At 68.0% G+C, this 15,886-nt stretch carries 10 protein-coding genes and 3 tRNA genes; 5 read left to right on the plus strand and 8 right to left on the minus strand.

Translation table 11 applies throughout. From position 1 onward, the window contains the following. Positions 1 to 31: 31 nt before the first annotated feature. Positions 32 to 1,513, minus strand: a complete 1,482-nt coding sequence (locus tag ACWGJY_RS14230; RefSeq protein WP_453261084.1) for an FGGY family carbohydrate kinase — start codon at positions 1,511 to 1,513, stop codon at positions 32 to 34. A gap of 113 nt (positions 1,514 to 1,626) precedes the next feature. Then, entirely contained in the window at positions 1,627 to 1,926 is a 300-nt protein-coding gene (locus tag ACWGJY_RS14235; protein WP_453261085.1) for a YtxH domain-containing protein, read from the minus strand. Positions 1,927 to 2,146: 220 nt separating this feature from the next. On the opposite strand from ACWGJY_RS14235, the gene ACWGJY_RS14240 reads away from it, so the two are divergent. From ACWGJY_RS14240 to ACWGJY_RS14250, 3 genes are all read left to right on the plus strand, one after another. After that, a tRNA-Asn gene (locus ACWGJY_RS14240) sits at positions 2,147 to 2,219 on the plus strand. A gap of 5 nt (positions 2,220 to 2,224) precedes the next feature. Further along, positions 2,225 to 2,297, plus strand: a tRNA-Asn gene (locus ACWGJY_RS14245). Positions 2,298 to 2,475: 178 nt separating this feature from the next. Further along, positions 2,476 to 2,549, plus strand: a tRNA-Ile gene (locus tag ACWGJY_RS14250). Between the two features lie 476 nt (positions 2,550 to 3,025). On the opposite strand, the gene ACWGJY_RS14255 is transcribed toward ACWGJY_RS14250, so the two are convergent. Together ACWGJY_RS14255 and ACWGJY_RS14260 are read right to left on the minus strand one after the other, a co-directional pair. Next, positions 3,026 to 3,472 (minus strand): PIN domain-containing protein, encoded by a 447-nt coding sequence (locus ACWGJY_RS14255; protein WP_453261086.1) that lies wholly within the window; start codon positions 3,470 to 3,472, stop codon positions 3,026 to 3,028. Further along, entirely contained in the window at positions 3,469 to 3,720 is a 252-nt protein-coding gene (locus tag ACWGJY_RS14260; RefSeq protein WP_453261087.1) for a type II toxin-antitoxin system Phd/YefM family antitoxin, read from the minus strand. Before ACWGJY_RS14260 ends, ACWGJY_RS14255 begins: the two co-directional genes overlap by 4 nt. A 570-nt stretch (positions 3,721 to 4,290) precedes the next feature. Between ACWGJY_RS14260 and ACWGJY_RS14265 the strand changes: the two genes are divergently transcribed. Further along, on the plus strand, positions 4,291 to 4,569 hold the full coding sequence (locus ACWGJY_RS14265) for a hypothetical protein (RefSeq protein WP_453261088.1): 279 nt from the start codon (positions 4,291 to 4,293) through the stop codon (positions 4,567 to 4,569). A 381-nt stretch (positions 4,570 to 4,950) separates the two neighbouring features. On the opposite strand, the gene ACWGJY_RS14270 is transcribed toward ACWGJY_RS14265, so the two are convergent. The 3 genes from ACWGJY_RS14270 to ACWGJY_RS14280 all read right to left on the minus strand — a co-directional run bounded on the left by ACWGJY_RS14270 (position 4,951) and on the right by ACWGJY_RS14280 (position 12,146). Continuing rightward, the gene (locus ACWGJY_RS14270; protein ID WP_453261089.1) at positions 4,951 to 9,033 is read right to left on the minus strand and encodes a trypsin-like peptidase domain-containing protein; all 4,083 of its coding nucleotides are present in this window, start codon (positions 9,031 to 9,033) and stop codon (positions 4,951 to 4,953) included. Continuing rightward, entirely contained in the window at positions 9,030 to 9,356 is a 327-nt protein-coding gene (locus ACWGJY_RS14275; protein WP_453261090.1) for a CU044_2847 family protein, read from the minus strand. The genes ACWGJY_RS14270 and ACWGJY_RS14275 overlap by 4 nt, the downstream gene beginning before the upstream one ends. 2,400 nt (positions 9,357 to 11,756) lie before the next feature. Continuing rightward, complete coding sequence (locus tag ACWGJY_RS14280; protein ID WP_453261091.1) at positions 11,757 to 12,146, minus strand: hypothetical protein; 390 nt, start codon at positions 12,144 to 12,146, stop codon at positions 11,757 to 11,759. Between the two features lie 523 nt (positions 12,147 to 12,669). Between ACWGJY_RS14280 and ACWGJY_RS14285 the strand changes: the two genes are divergently transcribed. After that, positions 12,670 to 13,122 carry an N-6 DNA methylase gene (locus tag ACWGJY_RS14285; RefSeq protein ID WP_453261178.1) on the plus strand — a complete coding sequence of 151 codons (453 nt, stop codon included), beginning with the start codon at positions 12,670 to 12,672 and terminating at the stop codon, positions 13,120 to 13,122. A 256-nt stretch (positions 13,123 to 13,378) separates the two neighbouring features. On the opposite strand, the gene ACWGJY_RS14290 is transcribed toward ACWGJY_RS14285, so the two are convergent. Further along, positions 13,379 to 15,259, minus strand: coding sequence for an IPT/TIG domain-containing protein (locus ACWGJY_RS14290; protein WP_453261092.1), 1,881 nt, complete (start codon positions 15,257 to 15,259; stop codon positions 13,379 to 13,381). Positions 15,260 to 15,886 lie beyond the last annotated feature (627 nt).

A 15,886-nucleotide genomic window follows, 5' to 3' on the forward strand; every position in this document is an offset into this window, starting at 1 on the left:
CCGGGCCCCCGGCCCGGCGCACCCCGGGACCTCACACCGACCGCTGGAACGCCCCGGGATGGACCTCGTCGCGCACCGTCGTGTACTGCTGGCGCACGGCCTGGCCGACCGGCAGCTCCTCGCCCGCCTCGAACACCTGGCTCGCGGCGGCCGGCCACGGCGGCGGATCGACCCAGGCGGCCTGGCCGCCCGCCCCGGACTCCGCGCCGGCGGCCGGGGTGAGCGTGCCGTGCGCCACGCCCCACGCCCACGCCGCCTGCCGCGCCGCGCCCAGCGCCGCGTACTCGGCCGGCTGCGGCACCACGACCGGCACCCCGAACAGCCCCGGCGCCACCGTCTGCACGGCGCCCAGCTCCGCGGCCGCGCCCAGCAGGAACACCCGGCGCACCGCCACACCCCGCCCGCGCAGCACATCCAGCGCATCCGCCAGCCCGCAGAGCATGCCCTCCACGGCCGCCCGTGCCAGATGCTCCGGCTTCATGCTCTCCCGCCGTATCCCGTGCAACGACCCGGCGGTGTGCGGCAGATGCGGCGTCCGCTCACCCTCCAGGTACGGCAGCAGCACCATGCCGTACGCACCGGGCGACGACTTCAGCGCCAGCTCGGACAGCCCCTCCAGATCCGTCCCCAGCATCTCCGCCGCCCCGCGCAGCACCCGCACCGCATTGCTGGTGTGCACGACGGGCAGATGCCGGCCGGTCGCGTCGGCGAACGAGGTGATCGTCCCGGTCGGGTCGGCCAGCGCCTCGTGATGGATCCCGAACACCGACCCCGAGGCGCCCAGCGACACCACGGCGTCGCCCGCCCCGACGCCGAGCCCGAAGGCGGCCGCCATCGTCTCGCCCGTACCTGCCGAGATCAGCAGCCCCTCCGGGGTGAACCCGGCCGTCCCCGAGGGGCTCAGCACCTCCGGCAGCCGCACCTGATGGCCCAGCGCCAGCTCCACCAGATCCGGCCGGTACGACTCGGTCGCCGCCGACCAGAAGCCGGTCGCCGAGGCCCCGCCGCGGTCCGTCGTACGCCGCGCGGGCCGCCCCAGCAACTGCCACGCCAGCCAGTCGTGCGGCTGCATGATCTCCGCGATCCGGGCCGCATGCGCCGGCTCCGTACGCGCCAGCCAGCGCATCTTCGTCACCGCGTGCGACGCCTGCGGCACCGCCCCGACGGCCTGCGCCCACGCGGTACGCCCGCCCAGCGAGTCGATCAGGTCCGCGGCCGAGCTCTGCGCCCGCTTGTCATTGCCCACCAGCGCGGGGCGTACGAGGTTGCCCTCGGCATCCAGCGGGACCAGACCGTGCGGCTGCGCGGAGACACCGATCGCCTGCACCCCTTCGAGCAGCCCGTTGCCCGCCGCCTCGCCGAGTGACATCAGCCACGCCTGCGGATCGGCCTCGGGCCCCTTCGCGACGGGGTGCGGCGCATACCCGTGCCTGATGACGGCACCCGTGTCCGCATCGCAGACAACGATCCGTGTGCTCTCGGACGAACTGTCCAATCCGGCGACTATCCCCATGCACCCAGATGATGCCCCATACGACGCAAAGGGAAGGAGTCAGGGGACGCATAGGGCAGAAGTCAGGGGACACATAGGGAAGGAGCCAGGGTTCGCCCCCGGGAGCCTCCGGCTCAGGTATTGCTCGTGCCCCAGTCGTCCTCACCGGAGCCGCGCTGCTCGCGCAGCGAGCGGACCCGGTCACTGACGGATTGCGGCATCCGCTCCCCGACCTTGGCCGACACCGTCCCGAACGCCTTCGACGCCGCGTCGCGCCCGGTCAGCGCGGCGGACTCGGCGGTGTTCCGGACCGCCGGATTCTGCATGACCCGCTGGGCGGCCTTGCGGAGCTGCTCGTACCGCTCCCGGCCGGCCCGTGCGCCGAGCACGTACCCCGTGGCCAGTCCCGCGATGAACGTGAGCCGGTAGCGCATTGCTCCACCTTTCCCTCTCGTCTCTCCCGTCCGGTGCCGGTACGCACCGGAGTGCCGGGCCGTGCCGCGCGCCTACCCTCCGGGGCCGAAGATCACCCGAGGTGACCTGAGGCGATACCGATTGGCGGAGCACCCCCCTGCTTGCGCTAATGTATGTGTCGCAGCGAGCGCACGCCGTCCGGGAGCCCGGACAGCGGTGCATTCGAGGCACACAGAGCAATCCCCTGTAGCTCAATTGGCAGAGCAGCCGGCTGTTAACCGGCAGGTTACTGGTTCGAGTCCAGTCGGGGGAGCTCGGTCCCCTGTAGCTCAATTGGCAGAGCATTCGGCTGTTAACCGGAGGGTTACTGGTTCGAGTCCAGTCGGGGGAGCAGAGAGAAGAGGACCCCGGAAGGGGTCCTTTTTCTTGCGCCGTGGAACCGAACCCCCGGTGATCGAAGTCCTCTTGGGCGTGCGTGGTCGCCCGACGGCAGCCCTCACGGGCAACAGATCGTATGAGCGGCTATGCTGCGGCAGACGGCGCGCACAAATGTGCGCGACGCGCCGTGGGGGGCGGTAGCTCAGCCGGTTAGAGCAGCGGACTCATAATCCGTCGGCCGTGGGTTCGAGTCCCACCCGCCCCACCGCAGCACCCAGGACGAAGAACCTTTCTACCTGGGGGAACGTCAGAACGGGGGTCACCACCCAGCGTGGTGACCCCCGTTCACACGTTCAGACCAAGATTCAGTGGACACGTAGTGGACGCAAGTGTCCAGAATGACGCCCACATGCCCTGTTCATCCTGTGATGTGATCACGAACGGCTTGTTGGCAGGTGGTTGGCGGGTGGCGTCCGGCGGACGGTGCGCCGGGTAGTCATAGCCCTGGGGGCGACGCGGTCGATACGTCTGGTGCGGTTGCTCGGCAGAGTGATGCCGGGCGGCCACATCGATCTTGCGGATGCTGCAGTCCCACTGTCGGGAGCAGCCCCAGCGCCGCCCGGTTCCGGAGCGGCGGCCGGGGGCTCACCGAGTGGATCCACCTGAGAGGCTTACCCGGCAGGGGTTTCTGAGGTCGGCAAGGTATCTCGGCATGCTTCGCGGCGACGTCAGCCCTGGCGTTTACAGGTCGTCGGGCAAGAGCCGGAAGGCTTTGTGGCCGGTCAGGGGTCGGACCATGCGGAAGTGGCGGTCCGTGGTGAACACGGCGTCGGTTCGATACGCGGCAGCCAGGGCCACGTTCATTGCGTCGGTCAATCCAATGCCCTTCCCTCCGTCAGCGTCTGTGTACCCTTCGGCGACAGCGATCGCTGCGCTCAGGTGCTCGGCGACAGAGGGCACCTCGAACCGGCGGGTGGCCGTGTTGCGTTCGATGAACCGGGCCGAGGCCAAAGCCTTGCGGGGCCCGCCTCTTGCCGCGATCAGGTAGTCCAGTTCGGCCAGGACCATGGGGGAGACGATGAGATGGCTGATGGCTGCCAGCGCCTCTTTGTGCTCCTCGTGCCCGGCGAGTTTCGGGTCGAGCAGACGGTAGAGGGCGTTGGTGTCGGCGATGGCGACCAGGCTCACGAACCCATCCCCCTGAGCACGTCGTTGATCTCATCGTTGGTGAGGTCAGGAAGGTCTAGCTCCGGCAGGTCGATGGGTCCCATGGGATCCGTGGGGTACGGGGGGATGTCCTCGTCGGTGATCGGGACGAGGCGCGCGACGGCGACGCCGTTCTTGGTGACGACGATGGTCTCGCCCCGTGCTGCAGCGGCGAGGATCTGCGAGGACTTCTGATTGAACTCGCGGGCAGTGACCTCCATGTAGTACATGTTACTACTGTGCAGGTTCGGGCGAGGAAGGTGGCGCCTTACTTATCGGTATGGTGCCCCGATGTGCGGCCCAGATGCTTTGACCGCGCATCGGCGTGTGGGACGTGGGTGCCCCGGACGCAAGTGGCCCGCGGGCCTTCGTGATCATGGTTGTTCTCCAGGCAACCGATCATGAAACCCCACAGGCTCGAACATCGACGATACCGGGATCAACGAGGCGGCAACGCGACTTGTGGGGCTGGAGGAGGTGAGGGTGACGCAGGTCAAGGACGACAGGACGGGCGGCTCCTCGGCGTACGTGGTGACAAGCGAGGGCTCCGCCCGAGCCTGCCCCGGCTGTGGGGCCTTCTCCACTCGGCTGAAGGACTACTGCACCACCCGGCCGCGGCACCTGCCCTGCAGCGGACGCCCCGTGAGCATCCAGCGGCGCAAGGCACACGGGTACTGCACCGAACCCGCTTGCCCTCGCGGTTCGTTCACCGAGGCGATAGGCCAGGTGCCACCACGGATGCGTACCACCAAGGCCCTGCGCCAGGCGGCGGGGCCGCGGTCTGTGACGGCGGCCGCACGGTGGTGCAGGCCGGCCGGGATCTGGGCCTGTCCTGGCCGATCGTGCAGCACTGCATCGAGGATTACGCAGCGAAGATCCCGCCCGAGGACCCGCCCGCGGCCTCGGCGATCGGGATCGACGAGACCCGGCGGGGCAAGCCGGTGTGGAAGCAGAACCCCTCCACCGGCAAGTGGGAACTCGTCACGGACGCCTGGCACATCGGCTTCGTCGATGCGATCGGCGGGCGCGGCCTGTTCGGCCAGGTCGAGGGCCGCAAGGCAGGGTCGGTCGCCGACTGACTCACCTCCCAGCCCGCCGCCTGGCGCGAGCGGGTCCGCTACGTCGCCATCGACCTGTGCGCCACCTTCCGCGCCGCCCTCCATCGTGCCCTGCCGCACGCGGCCGTAGGTCGCTCGGCCACCGTAATGCGAACCTTGGACAGCCGGCATTGCTCCCCGTCGGCACTCGAGCGTCATCGTAATTGCTCCCAGCCAGTGCATACGGCTGCGCGTCCTACCCGTGCTGAACGCGGCCGGGGTAACACGCCCACACACGGGGAGCTGGCTCACAGAGCGTGGCCGCGCTGGGCCTGAGAGCAGCTGGGCCAGCAATGAGAGGGAAGGCGCGTGACGTTCAGTGGTCCGCCCAGCTCTTCGCCGCTTCTGGGGTGTCGTTCAAGGTCAGAACGGAAGGTTGAAGGAAAGGGCCTGCAGCCCTCGGTCGAGGCCTACTGCTAGGAGTCCCTCGAACCAGGACACTCCCAGGCCGGTGTGGCGGACTGGGACCTCCATGACCAGTGTTGCGGTGGCCGGGTCCCATAGGCACACCGTCCTGTCGCTGCTCGCGGTGACCAGGAGAGTGCGGCCAGCGTGTTCGACGGTGCAGAGGTCGTTGATCGCGCTCGTATGGCGCAGACCGGGCTCCTCAGGGTCGTGGACACACTGCCCAGTGGCGGCATCCCAGAGCCACGTCTCGCCGTCGATTGTCGCGGCGGCAATGACCGATTGCTTGCCGATGCGCAAGGAGCACATGGCGAGAACCGCCGTCGAGGCGCGCCACTGGCGTCCCATACGTTCACCAGTTGTGGGATCCCACAGGTAAACCCGGCCGTCAGGCCCACCGCTGGCAGAGGCCAGAAGTTGGACTCCGTCGACATCGACGGCGCACACCGCGTACACGCCGTAGGGATGCCACAGGGTGTGGACCGTCTCTGCCGTTTCGGGATCCCACACGCGCACGGTGCAGTCGGCGCCGGCACTGGCGAGGAGCGTGCGTCCGTCTACCGTCAGAGAGCAGACGGCGTGAACAGCAGCCGCGTGTCCCCGGTACTCCCCGAACGCATCCGCTGACCCCAGGTCCCACAGAACCACGGAGTGGTCATCGTCGGCAGCGGCCACGAGGGAGCGGCCGTCGACGACCAGTGGACACAGGGCGCGCACGCAGTCGCTCGGGCCCTCCAGAGACCGCTCGACGTGGCCTGTGACAACGTCTCGCACCTGCACTCCGTCATCGCCACCAGTCACCAGGACCGTGCGTCCGTCCACGGACACCGCGCACACCGCGTGAACGGCATGGGCTTCCTTGACCTGCACTCTTGCGGGGTCCCAGAGGCGCAACGTGTGGTCGAGGCCACCGCTCGCGAGGAACGTACGTTCGTGAACGGGCAGCGTGCACAACGCCCCGATATCGTCGCTGTGCCCACGCAGGGTGACGACGGTGTCGTCAGAAGCGGCATCCCACAGTTGGATGGCATCGCCTGTCGTGCAGGCGAGAAGTGACTGGCCTTCCACCTCCAGCGGGCACAGCCTGAGCACCGGCTCCGCACGGCGACTGAGGGCCCGCACGGGTTCCCCTGTCACGGGGTCCCATAGCCGTACGGTCGCATCCGAGCCGCCGGTGGCCAGCAGCACGTGACCGCCTACCTCGATCGCGCACATGGCGTTGATCGCGTCTTCGTGCCCGGTCAGCACGCGTAGCGGCATCTCACCAGAGAGCGGGTTCCAGAGGTGCACGGTCGCGTCGACGCCTGCCGAGGCGAGTAGGTCACCGTGGGGCGACGGGATGCTGCACACGGCGTTGACCCAGTCGGTGTGCCCCGTGATCACCCGCACGCAATCTCCAGTGGTGGGATCCCAGAGACGTACGGTCTTGTCCGCACTGGCGGTGGCCAGATAAGTACTGTCCCCGGCCTGAAGTTGGCAGAGGTCGTACACAGTGCTGCCATGTCCCTGCAGGGCAAGGGGTTGCCCTGCACCGGTCTCTGTCGCCGGATCCCACAAGCGCACCACATCCCCGGTGCCGAGGGCCAGGTGCGGGTGATCATCGATCGTGCAGTTCCACAGCGCCCTGATCCCACCGAATCGGGGCTGCAGGACTCGTGTCACCCGGGCCAAAACCGGATCCCACAAACGCAGAGTGCCGTCCTCGGCCGCGCTGGCGAGCACGGAACGTCCCCTGACGACGAGGCCGCACACGGCACGGACCTCTTCCGTGTGCCCCTCCAGGACCGCTTCCTCGGCCTGCGGAGTGACCAGGGCCCACGCGGCCCGATAGGGACTGCCGGCCGCGTGCTCCTTATAGGTACGGCCGAGCCCCTCCTGGGCTTCGGTGACACTGAACAGCGCCGCACGCTCCGCAGGCCCGGCATCGATGGCCAGAGGCGTCTGACGCAGAATCAGCGCAGGTTCTCGCCCCTCGGGTGTCTGCGCTTGCCCGACCACTGGGATCAGCCGGCGCAGGTCAGCGTGGAGGGGATATGTCATGTCGGAGAGCAGGTCGTCCACGACCTGGCCACGCAGCGCGTGCCGCGGCAGCGAACGCAGGAGATACTCAGGTGCGATATCCCAGCCGCAGGTCTGCCCGTGGGCGATGAAGGCGCGAGTGAGAGCCCGCTCGTCGTCCTCCGTGGCTCCGTTTTTGACGCGGGACTGCTTGAGCGCGTCGTCGAGTGCCTGGTGGAAGAGACGGAAGACCCCGGCGTTCTGGTCGTTGACACCAGTCTCGATCAGGAAGTTGGCCGCCGCAGAACGCGCGAACGCGCGCAGCTGGTTCTCCGTTGGGCAGGTGCCGTGCAGCGCCGTGATGGCGACGCCCCAGAGGGAGAGCGGTAGTCCCGGGGCCTCGGCGTAGGCGAGCGCAGTGAGCACCGTTTCCGCGGCAATGCCGTCGATCGAGGGCAGCCGCTCCAGGTATTCGTGCAGCGCCGCGGCGACCGTGGGGTTGAACGAGATGTCCGCCGGAGCCACCGCGACCGTGTCACGCAATCCGCGGGTACGTGAGGTCAGTCCCGCCACCAGGAAGTTGCCATCGGCCAACCGGGCGATACGGGCGGCGACGGGGCGGGCCACATGGTCGTCGGCGTAGGGGTTGCCCGGTCTCTCATCACCGAGCAGTTGCAGCGTTGCCTGTGCGTACGCCGCGAGATCGGCTTCCTCGAAGTACGCGGGGTTGTCCAGGTCGATCACGCGTGCGGCATCACCGAAGGCGGCGAGCAGGTCTCCTTCATCGTCTCGGCGCCTACTGCCGACCATGACGCGTACGTGCAGGTCCGCGCATGTTTCGGCGAGGGGAATGGCGATCTGGCGGGCGATAAGCCGGGCCTGCTTGGCGCTGGTGGCCTCGTCGAGCGCGTCGATGATGACGGTGAAGGGTGACCCTGAGGCATCGGTGAGCGCCGCACGCAGGCCGGGAGCGAGATCGCTCACAGCTTTTGGAACCGCTGCAGACGCGGCGCGGGCAATCTCACGGGCGACTTCGAGCGCGGTCTTGCCCTTGGCATGGACGGCGCAGGACACCGAGCGCAGAGGGGCGCGTACGGCGTCGTCCGCCTGGGGCAGAGTCGCCGCGATGGCGGTGTCGGCGGACGTCACGACCCGCCCGAGCACGGCCGACTTTCCCACCCCGGGGGATCCTGTGACCACCAGTACATGCCTGGGTGCCTCATCGGCGGTGATCCAGCCGACGATCTCGGTCAGGGCCACGGTGCGACCGCGAAACCGGAAACCCCGCTCCGCGTCCGTGCTGACGCCGCGTGCCCGCGGTTTCCAGTGCCGCCCGGCCTCGGCGTCGTCCTCCAGGGTCCAGCCCCAGGCGGCGAGTGCGCTTTCACCCGCGTCTTGAGCCGACCACTCCGTCAGGGCGGACAACTTCTCGTCAGGAAGGCACTTGTCTGTCTGGAACAGAGTGAGCGCAAGGGCGTCGCCACGGCTGTTCGCCTGGCCCACCATCCCGACCACCGCCTGATAGGTGGGCGACCACAGGGCGGCGCCACTGTAGCCGGGGCGCACCAAATACCGCGAAGCGGTGTCCAGCCGGATCCAGCCGTGAGCCAGCTTCTCTCCCACCTCCCCGTCGGAGGAACTGCCGAAGACGTCGTCGGGGAAGCCGAAGGACCACCAGGGCTCGCCCACGAGGTCTCCTGCGGTGGGACGGCGCAAAGGTGCCGCCGACTCGCCGGGAACGCTGTCTGCGAGCACCAGGATCGCGACGTCCTGTGTATGCCGCTTGCTTTCCGGGCTCGGGGCGATCACCTCACTCACCGGCAGCCGCTGGTCCTCCATGAGTTGATCGGACTTGGGAAAGGCCACCCACAGAGCGACGCCCTTGTCCCATGAGGGACAGACGACATGGGCACAGGTCATCACGCGCCGGCTGTCGATCAGGAACCCGGATCCCAGGGGATGGTTGTCATACTCGTCGGCGTGCACCGCTGCGACCCAAGGGTCGCTGCCCGGGCGCGGAGCGTTGACCAGGGACGCGTTCACGGGCTGTCGGGGGCCATGTTCGAAGCCTCGCCCGGTCGCCAGACCAGGGTGATCTCGAAGTTCGCCTCGGTGGCGGCCTTGGCCACCAACCACTGCGCCGTCCCGGTCGCCTTCACACCGAACTTGACCTCCACCTCGGCGGGGCGCACCTCCCGCACTCGGTCCAGGACAGCGCGTGCGGCCTCCACGGCTGGCCGCACGGCTTCGCGGACCCTGCCCACCACTTCCTCCGCCCCCACCGGTCGGAAGGTGTCTGTCTCCTCGATCTCGAATCGCACAACGGTCTCGTCGTCAAGTGTGTACGAGACCTGCCGCGTTGACACGCTAACTCCCCCTGTCTGCCGCTCGGTTGACAGGCATTGTGCCCTTTGGGCCGACCGCTGGGCGAATCGTGGGAGCCGGTCAGCCCGCCGTCGAGCTTTGGTCCCTGGTCAGGCGCACCTCAACTGCCCTGCAGGCCATGTTCTGGCATGTCGGTTCTCGGCACCCTTCTTCAGTCGGCTGCCGGGCATTGCCCTCGTGGCGCTTTGCTCTGGAAGGAATTTCCGCTGCGGCAGGGTTCGGGTCCCCTCGCCGAGCTGGCGCTATGTCCCCGTCAGGCCGGTGACGTCGTCTGATCAGGGCGGCGTCGGGACGCAGTCGGGACACAAGGACAGGAACAGACTGACAAAGGCGAAAGGGCGCCGACACGGCTCACCCCTTCTGACCTGCTAAAACGTCATGAAGGAGCATGGACGGGCAAGGGCCGCCAAGATCCCCAAAGGGCTCATAATCCGTCGGCCGGGGGTTCGAGTCCCACCCGCCCCACCGCAGTACCCAGGACGAAGAACCTTTCTACCTGGGGAAACGTCAGAACGAGGGCCACCGCCACAGTGCGGCCCCCGTTCATCCGTTCAGATCAAGATTCAGGGGCCCTACAGGGGCGCTACAGGGGCCACGGGGTCAGTTCCGGGGAGATCCGCCTCAGGCCGCCGTTCGACGCTGAGTTGGCGCACGGTGGGCAGATTTTCCTGCCGCGGAGGCAGGCCAACCGGCAGAGCCCAGCCCGCCGGCCCCGGTGCCTCGGAGCGGGCGACCGTGAAGCGCGTGAGCGAGAAGTGCGACCGCTGATCCTTCGGGTAGCGGCCGTTGAGTTCTCGACCAGCCCAGTTCCAGGGCCCTGGCCGTGCAGCGCTCGCGTATCCACTTCACGGAGACGTTGGCGGCGTCATTCTGGCCCCGACCGGTCAGCTCGATCATTCCGAGGGGAACGGAGTCCGGCCGGGTCTGTGCTCTAACAACCCAGGCGTCCCCGATTGCCATACTCCGTGAGCGAAGTGGACGGCCACATCACCCTGCCAGGCAGATTCAGGGATCTCCAGCGGTGTGGGCACCTCGTATGGGACGTGGCGGGTGACGATAGCCCTCACCGATTCGGCCTCGGCCCGCATCATCTCTGGCAGGACGCTGCTATAGGTGTCGGAAGTGATCTGCCGCGAGGAGTGGCCCAGCTTCTCCTTGACTACCTTGCTGTCGGTCCCGGCGAGCAGGGGCCGCGGGGATTCAGTCGAGAACCACGATCCGTTCGGCCGCGGGAACGGACCCACCCCGCGGGTGCGGGGACCAGACCACCCGGCCGAAGGCCGCCCAGGTCGCCATGGGACCAACCCCGCGGGCGCGGGGACCACCCGGTCAGCATCGACGTCTACTGCGTCACCGCGGGACCAACCCCGCATGCGCGGGGACCACAGGTCGTGAGCTGCGGTTTCAGGGAGACGGGGAGCTGTTTTTACTTACTTTCAGCGATTCGGACATAGTGCCCTTCTGTTGGTTTCAGGTCCAGTGGGGCGAGAGTGGTCCACGGAGCCTTTGCGGCCTGGGGTCGCCGCTCCAGCGTCGTACCGCTGGCACGTGTGATGTTGGTACCACCAGGCTAATACTGGGCGCTGTCTCGATCCGTTACGACGGATCTTGCCGGGTTTGAGCCGGCGCCATGGTGGGGCGCGATGCCCGATCCAGCTTGGCCGCCCGCCGACGGTAGGCCCTCTGTAGCCGGGTTGGCGGAGGTGTCGTCTGGGCGCTGTTCCGCCTACCGCAGCAACGGGCCCTTGGAAGGTGCCGTCGGCGGCCCCGGGGCGAACAGGGCGAGAATGCGCCGTGCGGTCGCGATGCTGACGACCTACCTTTCTGCACACTCTCGGGCGGTGGTGAAGGCGCTGACCACGGCGCTCAACTCATGCGCAGCCTGTGCGGAAGTTCAAAGGGCAGGTCGGGTTGGTGCTGTTCTCGGGCCGCAGCTGCGTCAAGACTCTCCGTTGCGGCGACTACAGAAAGCGACCGCGTCCAGGGTCGACTGTCCAGGCTGTGTGGTCATCCGTTTGCACGCATGGCTCGGCGGGACTTGGGCTGGGGGCACGTCTCGCCCCGGTGTCGCCGTCTGCCGGGGAAGTGGTGTGGCGATCGCCTAACGACACCGGATCCAGCAGGATCGAGTAGGACGCAGCAGGATTGAATGGGATGAAAATGTCGGCTTCTTCGGCAAAGCCGCAGGTGAGGCGCGTCACCGGGATAGGTTCGAGTCCCACCCGCCCCACCGCAGCACCCAGGACGAAGAACCTTTCTGCCTGGGGAAACGTCAGAACGGGGGCCACCGCCACAGCGCGGTGGCCCCCGTTCATCCGTTCAGACCAAGATTCAGGGGACACCCAGGGGACACGGGTGTGGATCAGGGGACGGATGCGCCCTCACGCCGCCTTCTGACGCTTGTTCGCAGCACGTCGGGTGGCCCCCGATGCTACGGGCGGCAGACCCGTCGGCAGCGCCCAGCCGTCCAGGGCCGCAGACTCGGAGCGGGCGACCGTGAAGCGTGTGAGCGAGAAGTACGCGCGCTCCTTCCCCGGGTACCGGTCGTTGAAGTTCTCGACCCGGACCAGCTCCAGGTCGTTCGCCGGGCAGTGATCCCTCACCCACTTCACGGCCGCGCTGACGGCAGCCTCCTGGCCCCGGCCGGCGAGGGCGATCACACCGAGGAGATCGGCGCCCGTTTGCGCGGCGTCCCGGTCCTGCTGAAGCTGGTCGACGCGGAGGCGGTGGAGGGTCCGCTCGGCGTTCTCCCTCTCGATCGCGTCGTGCATCTTGTCCAGGTGACGGACCTTGAATCGGTGCCGGCGCTGGTGGCGTCATAGAGCTCTTTCGCCTTCTTCTTGGCGTCGTCCAACTTGGCGAAGCCACCGCGGCGTACACGCGCACGCTTGCCGCCCTCGCCTGGTTCCCCCTCGAAGTAGAAGGCCCAGGTGCCGTGCGCCTTGCCCAGCTTGGGGCACGTCGTGCCGATGGTCCTGGGCACGGTCGCCGCGCCCGCCCTCCTGCGCAACGCTCCCGGCCTGGCCGACTGGATACTCAACCTCCAGCCCCACGAACCACCGCGGCTCTTCAAACAGATCTACCTCGGCCACTGGATCAAGCGACCGGACCTGATCAACCGGGCCCTACGCCTGCACGACTGGGCCTGGAACCCCGAGCCCGACAAGCAGCAGCTGCGCGCCGTCCACGCCGTCACCCACGCCGCCCTCAACACCGGCCTGATGGACCTCACCGGCCACGACGACCCGTACTGGCGCTCCGAGTCCGACCGTCCTCAGCCCGCTCCTGACCGGCCTGCGCCACAAGAGCGACAAGAAGTGGCGCGGCGAGTACCACACCCCCGCCTGCGTCACCGACCTGATGGCCCGAATCCTCGTGGACAAGGACGTCGGCGGCGAAGGCAAATCGATCCGGGAACCCGCTGTCGGCTCGGGCACCATGTTCCGCTCCGTCGCCCAGCGCCTGCGCGACCTCAAGCTCAACCCGCACGACTACACCTGGTACGGCAACGACATCGACACGCTCGCCGCAGCGTGCGCCGCCGTCAACACAATCATCCGGGGCCTCGGCCCCCAGGCCCTCATCGGCGCCACATCCCAGGGGCGGCACCAGGATGTCGGCCGCGGCGCGGGAGGAGTTGGAGGAGGAGTACGCCGGCACCCGGCTGGGGCGGTAGGAACTGTCGGGCGAGCTACGATGCCGCCTCCGCGAGGCGGGGATGACCAGCGACTGAGTGGTCGAAGGTGAGTGCGTCGCGCAGTCGCCAAGAGATTCGTCCATGAAGTTCACGGTGGTGGCCTGTCAGCCCTCTTGCTTCATGAGGAGCCCGCTACGGGGCTGTGGCGGGGGGAGGAGACCGCTCCGTGTGCTCCATATTCGGGAGCACACGGAGCGGTGGTGGTGCCGGTCACGTGCCCCGTTCGCGGCCGGATGGCGGCACGATGCCTTGTGGTGGCGCCCGTCAGTGCCGCTGGGGCGTTGTGCCGTTGTCCTGGGGGCGAGATCAGGGCTCGACGATTCCGGCGTGGGCGCTGGAGGACAGGAGGGTGGGTGTGCCTGCGAAGGTGGCGTCGTAGCCGCCGTTGGCGAGGATGAGCGAGAGGGTGAGTACCTCGCTGACCTGAGCCGTGCCTTGGGCGTCGGTGGTGGCGGTGCCCAAGGTGTGGCTGCCCGTGGTGAAGGTGATGGTCTGGCCGGGCACGGGGAGGCCGGTGACCTGGTCGGTCAGCGTGGCGGTCAGGGAGGGGAAGTACACGTGCGGCGGGAAGAGCTTGCTCAGTGCGGGGGTGGCCGTCAGTGAGGTGGCGTGGGCGGCGAGGTAGGTAAACCCCACGTTGGCCGATCCGCCGGGGGTGGTCACCATCACCGTGACGGAGCCGGCCGCGTGGGGCGGCAGCGTCGAGGTGATCTGGGTGTCGGAGTCGACGGTGAAGGGGACTGGGCTGCCGTCGACGGTGACGCTGGTGGTGCCGGTGAATTGGGAGCCGGTGATGACGACCGTAGTGCTGACGCTTGCTGGGCCCTGGTTGGGAGTGATCTGCGTGATGCTCGGTGCCGGGGGGAGGTAGTCGAAGCTCCCACCGGTTCCGCTTCCCAGCGGGGTGAATACGGTCGCCTGGACTGTTCCGGCGGCGTGGGCGGTCGTGGTGCCGCTGATGTCGGAGTCGTTGACCACCGTGAAGCCGGTGACGGGACTGCCGCCGAGATTGGCGGACGTGGCGTTGGTGAAGCCGCTGCCGAAGATGTGGATCGGAGTTCCACCGGACTGGGGGCCTGAGGACGGAGCGATGGCGCTGACGATCGGCCGGATTTGCACGACGCTGAGTGTGCCGTCGTTTTGGTTGGTGACGTAGAGGTAGTTCCCGTCCGGTGTGATCGCCTCGCCGAACGGTGCGTTGCCCACTGTCAGAGGCGGCGCCAGAAGCGTGTTGGTGGTCGTGTCGATCACGCCGACGGTGTTGTTGCCCGCGTTGGCCACGAAGGCGTCCAGGCCGTCCTGGCTGACCACTACTCCACCCGCGTTGCTGAACCCGCCGATGGGGGTGACGACGGTCGGCGGGGTGACGGCGGTGTTGAGGACGAGGACGTTGGTGAGTGAGGTCACGTAGGCGCGGTTGGCGGCCGGGTTCGGGTGGAACGCCACCGCGGCGGCACCGGGTGCGGCCGTCGTGCCGGGGAATGCGGTGTTGGTGGCGACATCGATCACGCTGACGGTGCCGTTGCCGAAGTTGGCCACGTACACCTGGGTCCCGTTCGGGCTGATCGCCAGTTCGTTCGGTCCGCTTCCGGCGGGCAGAGGCACGGCCGTAATGACCGCATTGGTGTTGGTGTTGATCACGCTGACACTGTCCGCCCCCGAGTTGGCGACGTAGGCCCGGTTCAAGGCCGGGAGGATCCTTACTCCTCGCGGTGCGGCCCCGACCGTGATGGGCGACCCGACGATGGCGTTGGTGGTGGTGTCGACCACGCTGATGGTGCCGGCACCGAGGTTGGTCACATAGGCATGCAGCCCGTCGGGAAGGATCGCCACACCGAATGGGGAGCTGAACCCCGTGATGGTGGCGACGAAGGTCGGCGTGGGGGTGCTGGTGTCGAGTACGGTGACGGTGTTGGCGCCGAAATTGGCCACATAGGCGCGCTGGTTGATCGCGTCGATCGCCACACCGATCGGATGGGCACCCACCGGAACCGTCGGGTCGGGGGCCGCCGTCGCTGCGGTAGGTTCGGCCTCCTGGGCGGCTGCCGCAGTAGGAGATGGCCGACCCTGCTGCGTCGCCAGGCCGGCGAGCGCCTGCGCCAGCGCCATCTTTGAAGCCTCGCTCAGTTCCTTGAACTGCTGATCGATTGCTGCCTGCGCGGCCGTCTGATGTGCGGATGCGGACATGGAGGTTCCCTTCGATCCGATCCGGGGGCGCCATCCACGCTGTGACACAGCAGAACACAGGATCGGAGATGCACAGCCTCCGCCAGGGGGACACACTCGGGCGGCAGCCGTATTTCAGGGTTCTCTTCCGGCGCGGCAACTGCCATCCCCCCGGGGAGGGACGGGCGGCCCACCGGGTTTCCAGTACCACAAGTGACGCACCGATTCTTCGGATGGCGCTAGCCTCCGTGCCGGTATTCACTCAATCGGCGCAGTCTGGGCGTGAGCGCCCCAGACTCGACGCCACCAAACCGGCGGGCACCCCGTCACGGAATACCGGGACCGCATCAAAGCCGCTCAGGCATGCCCGACCATCTCCATCACGGACCGCTCCCGCTGCGCCCGTGCCGTAGAGCCGACGGCTTGCCTATCGGCGCCGACGCCGTCGACACCGCCGATATCGCGGCATCCAAGCCGGACTTCCCCACTGCTTCCAGGGGGCTTTCGGGGGACTGTCAGGGGACATACAGGGGACATACATGGGGACATGCAGGGGACGGAACCCTCTCTGCCGGCCTTGGGTGAGACGTCCCGTTCTGCGGGGTTGGCCTGAGAGGGCACGACAGGAGAAATCGCCCCTTATACCAA

The organism is Streptomyces sp. NPDC054765 (assembly GCF_053612065.1).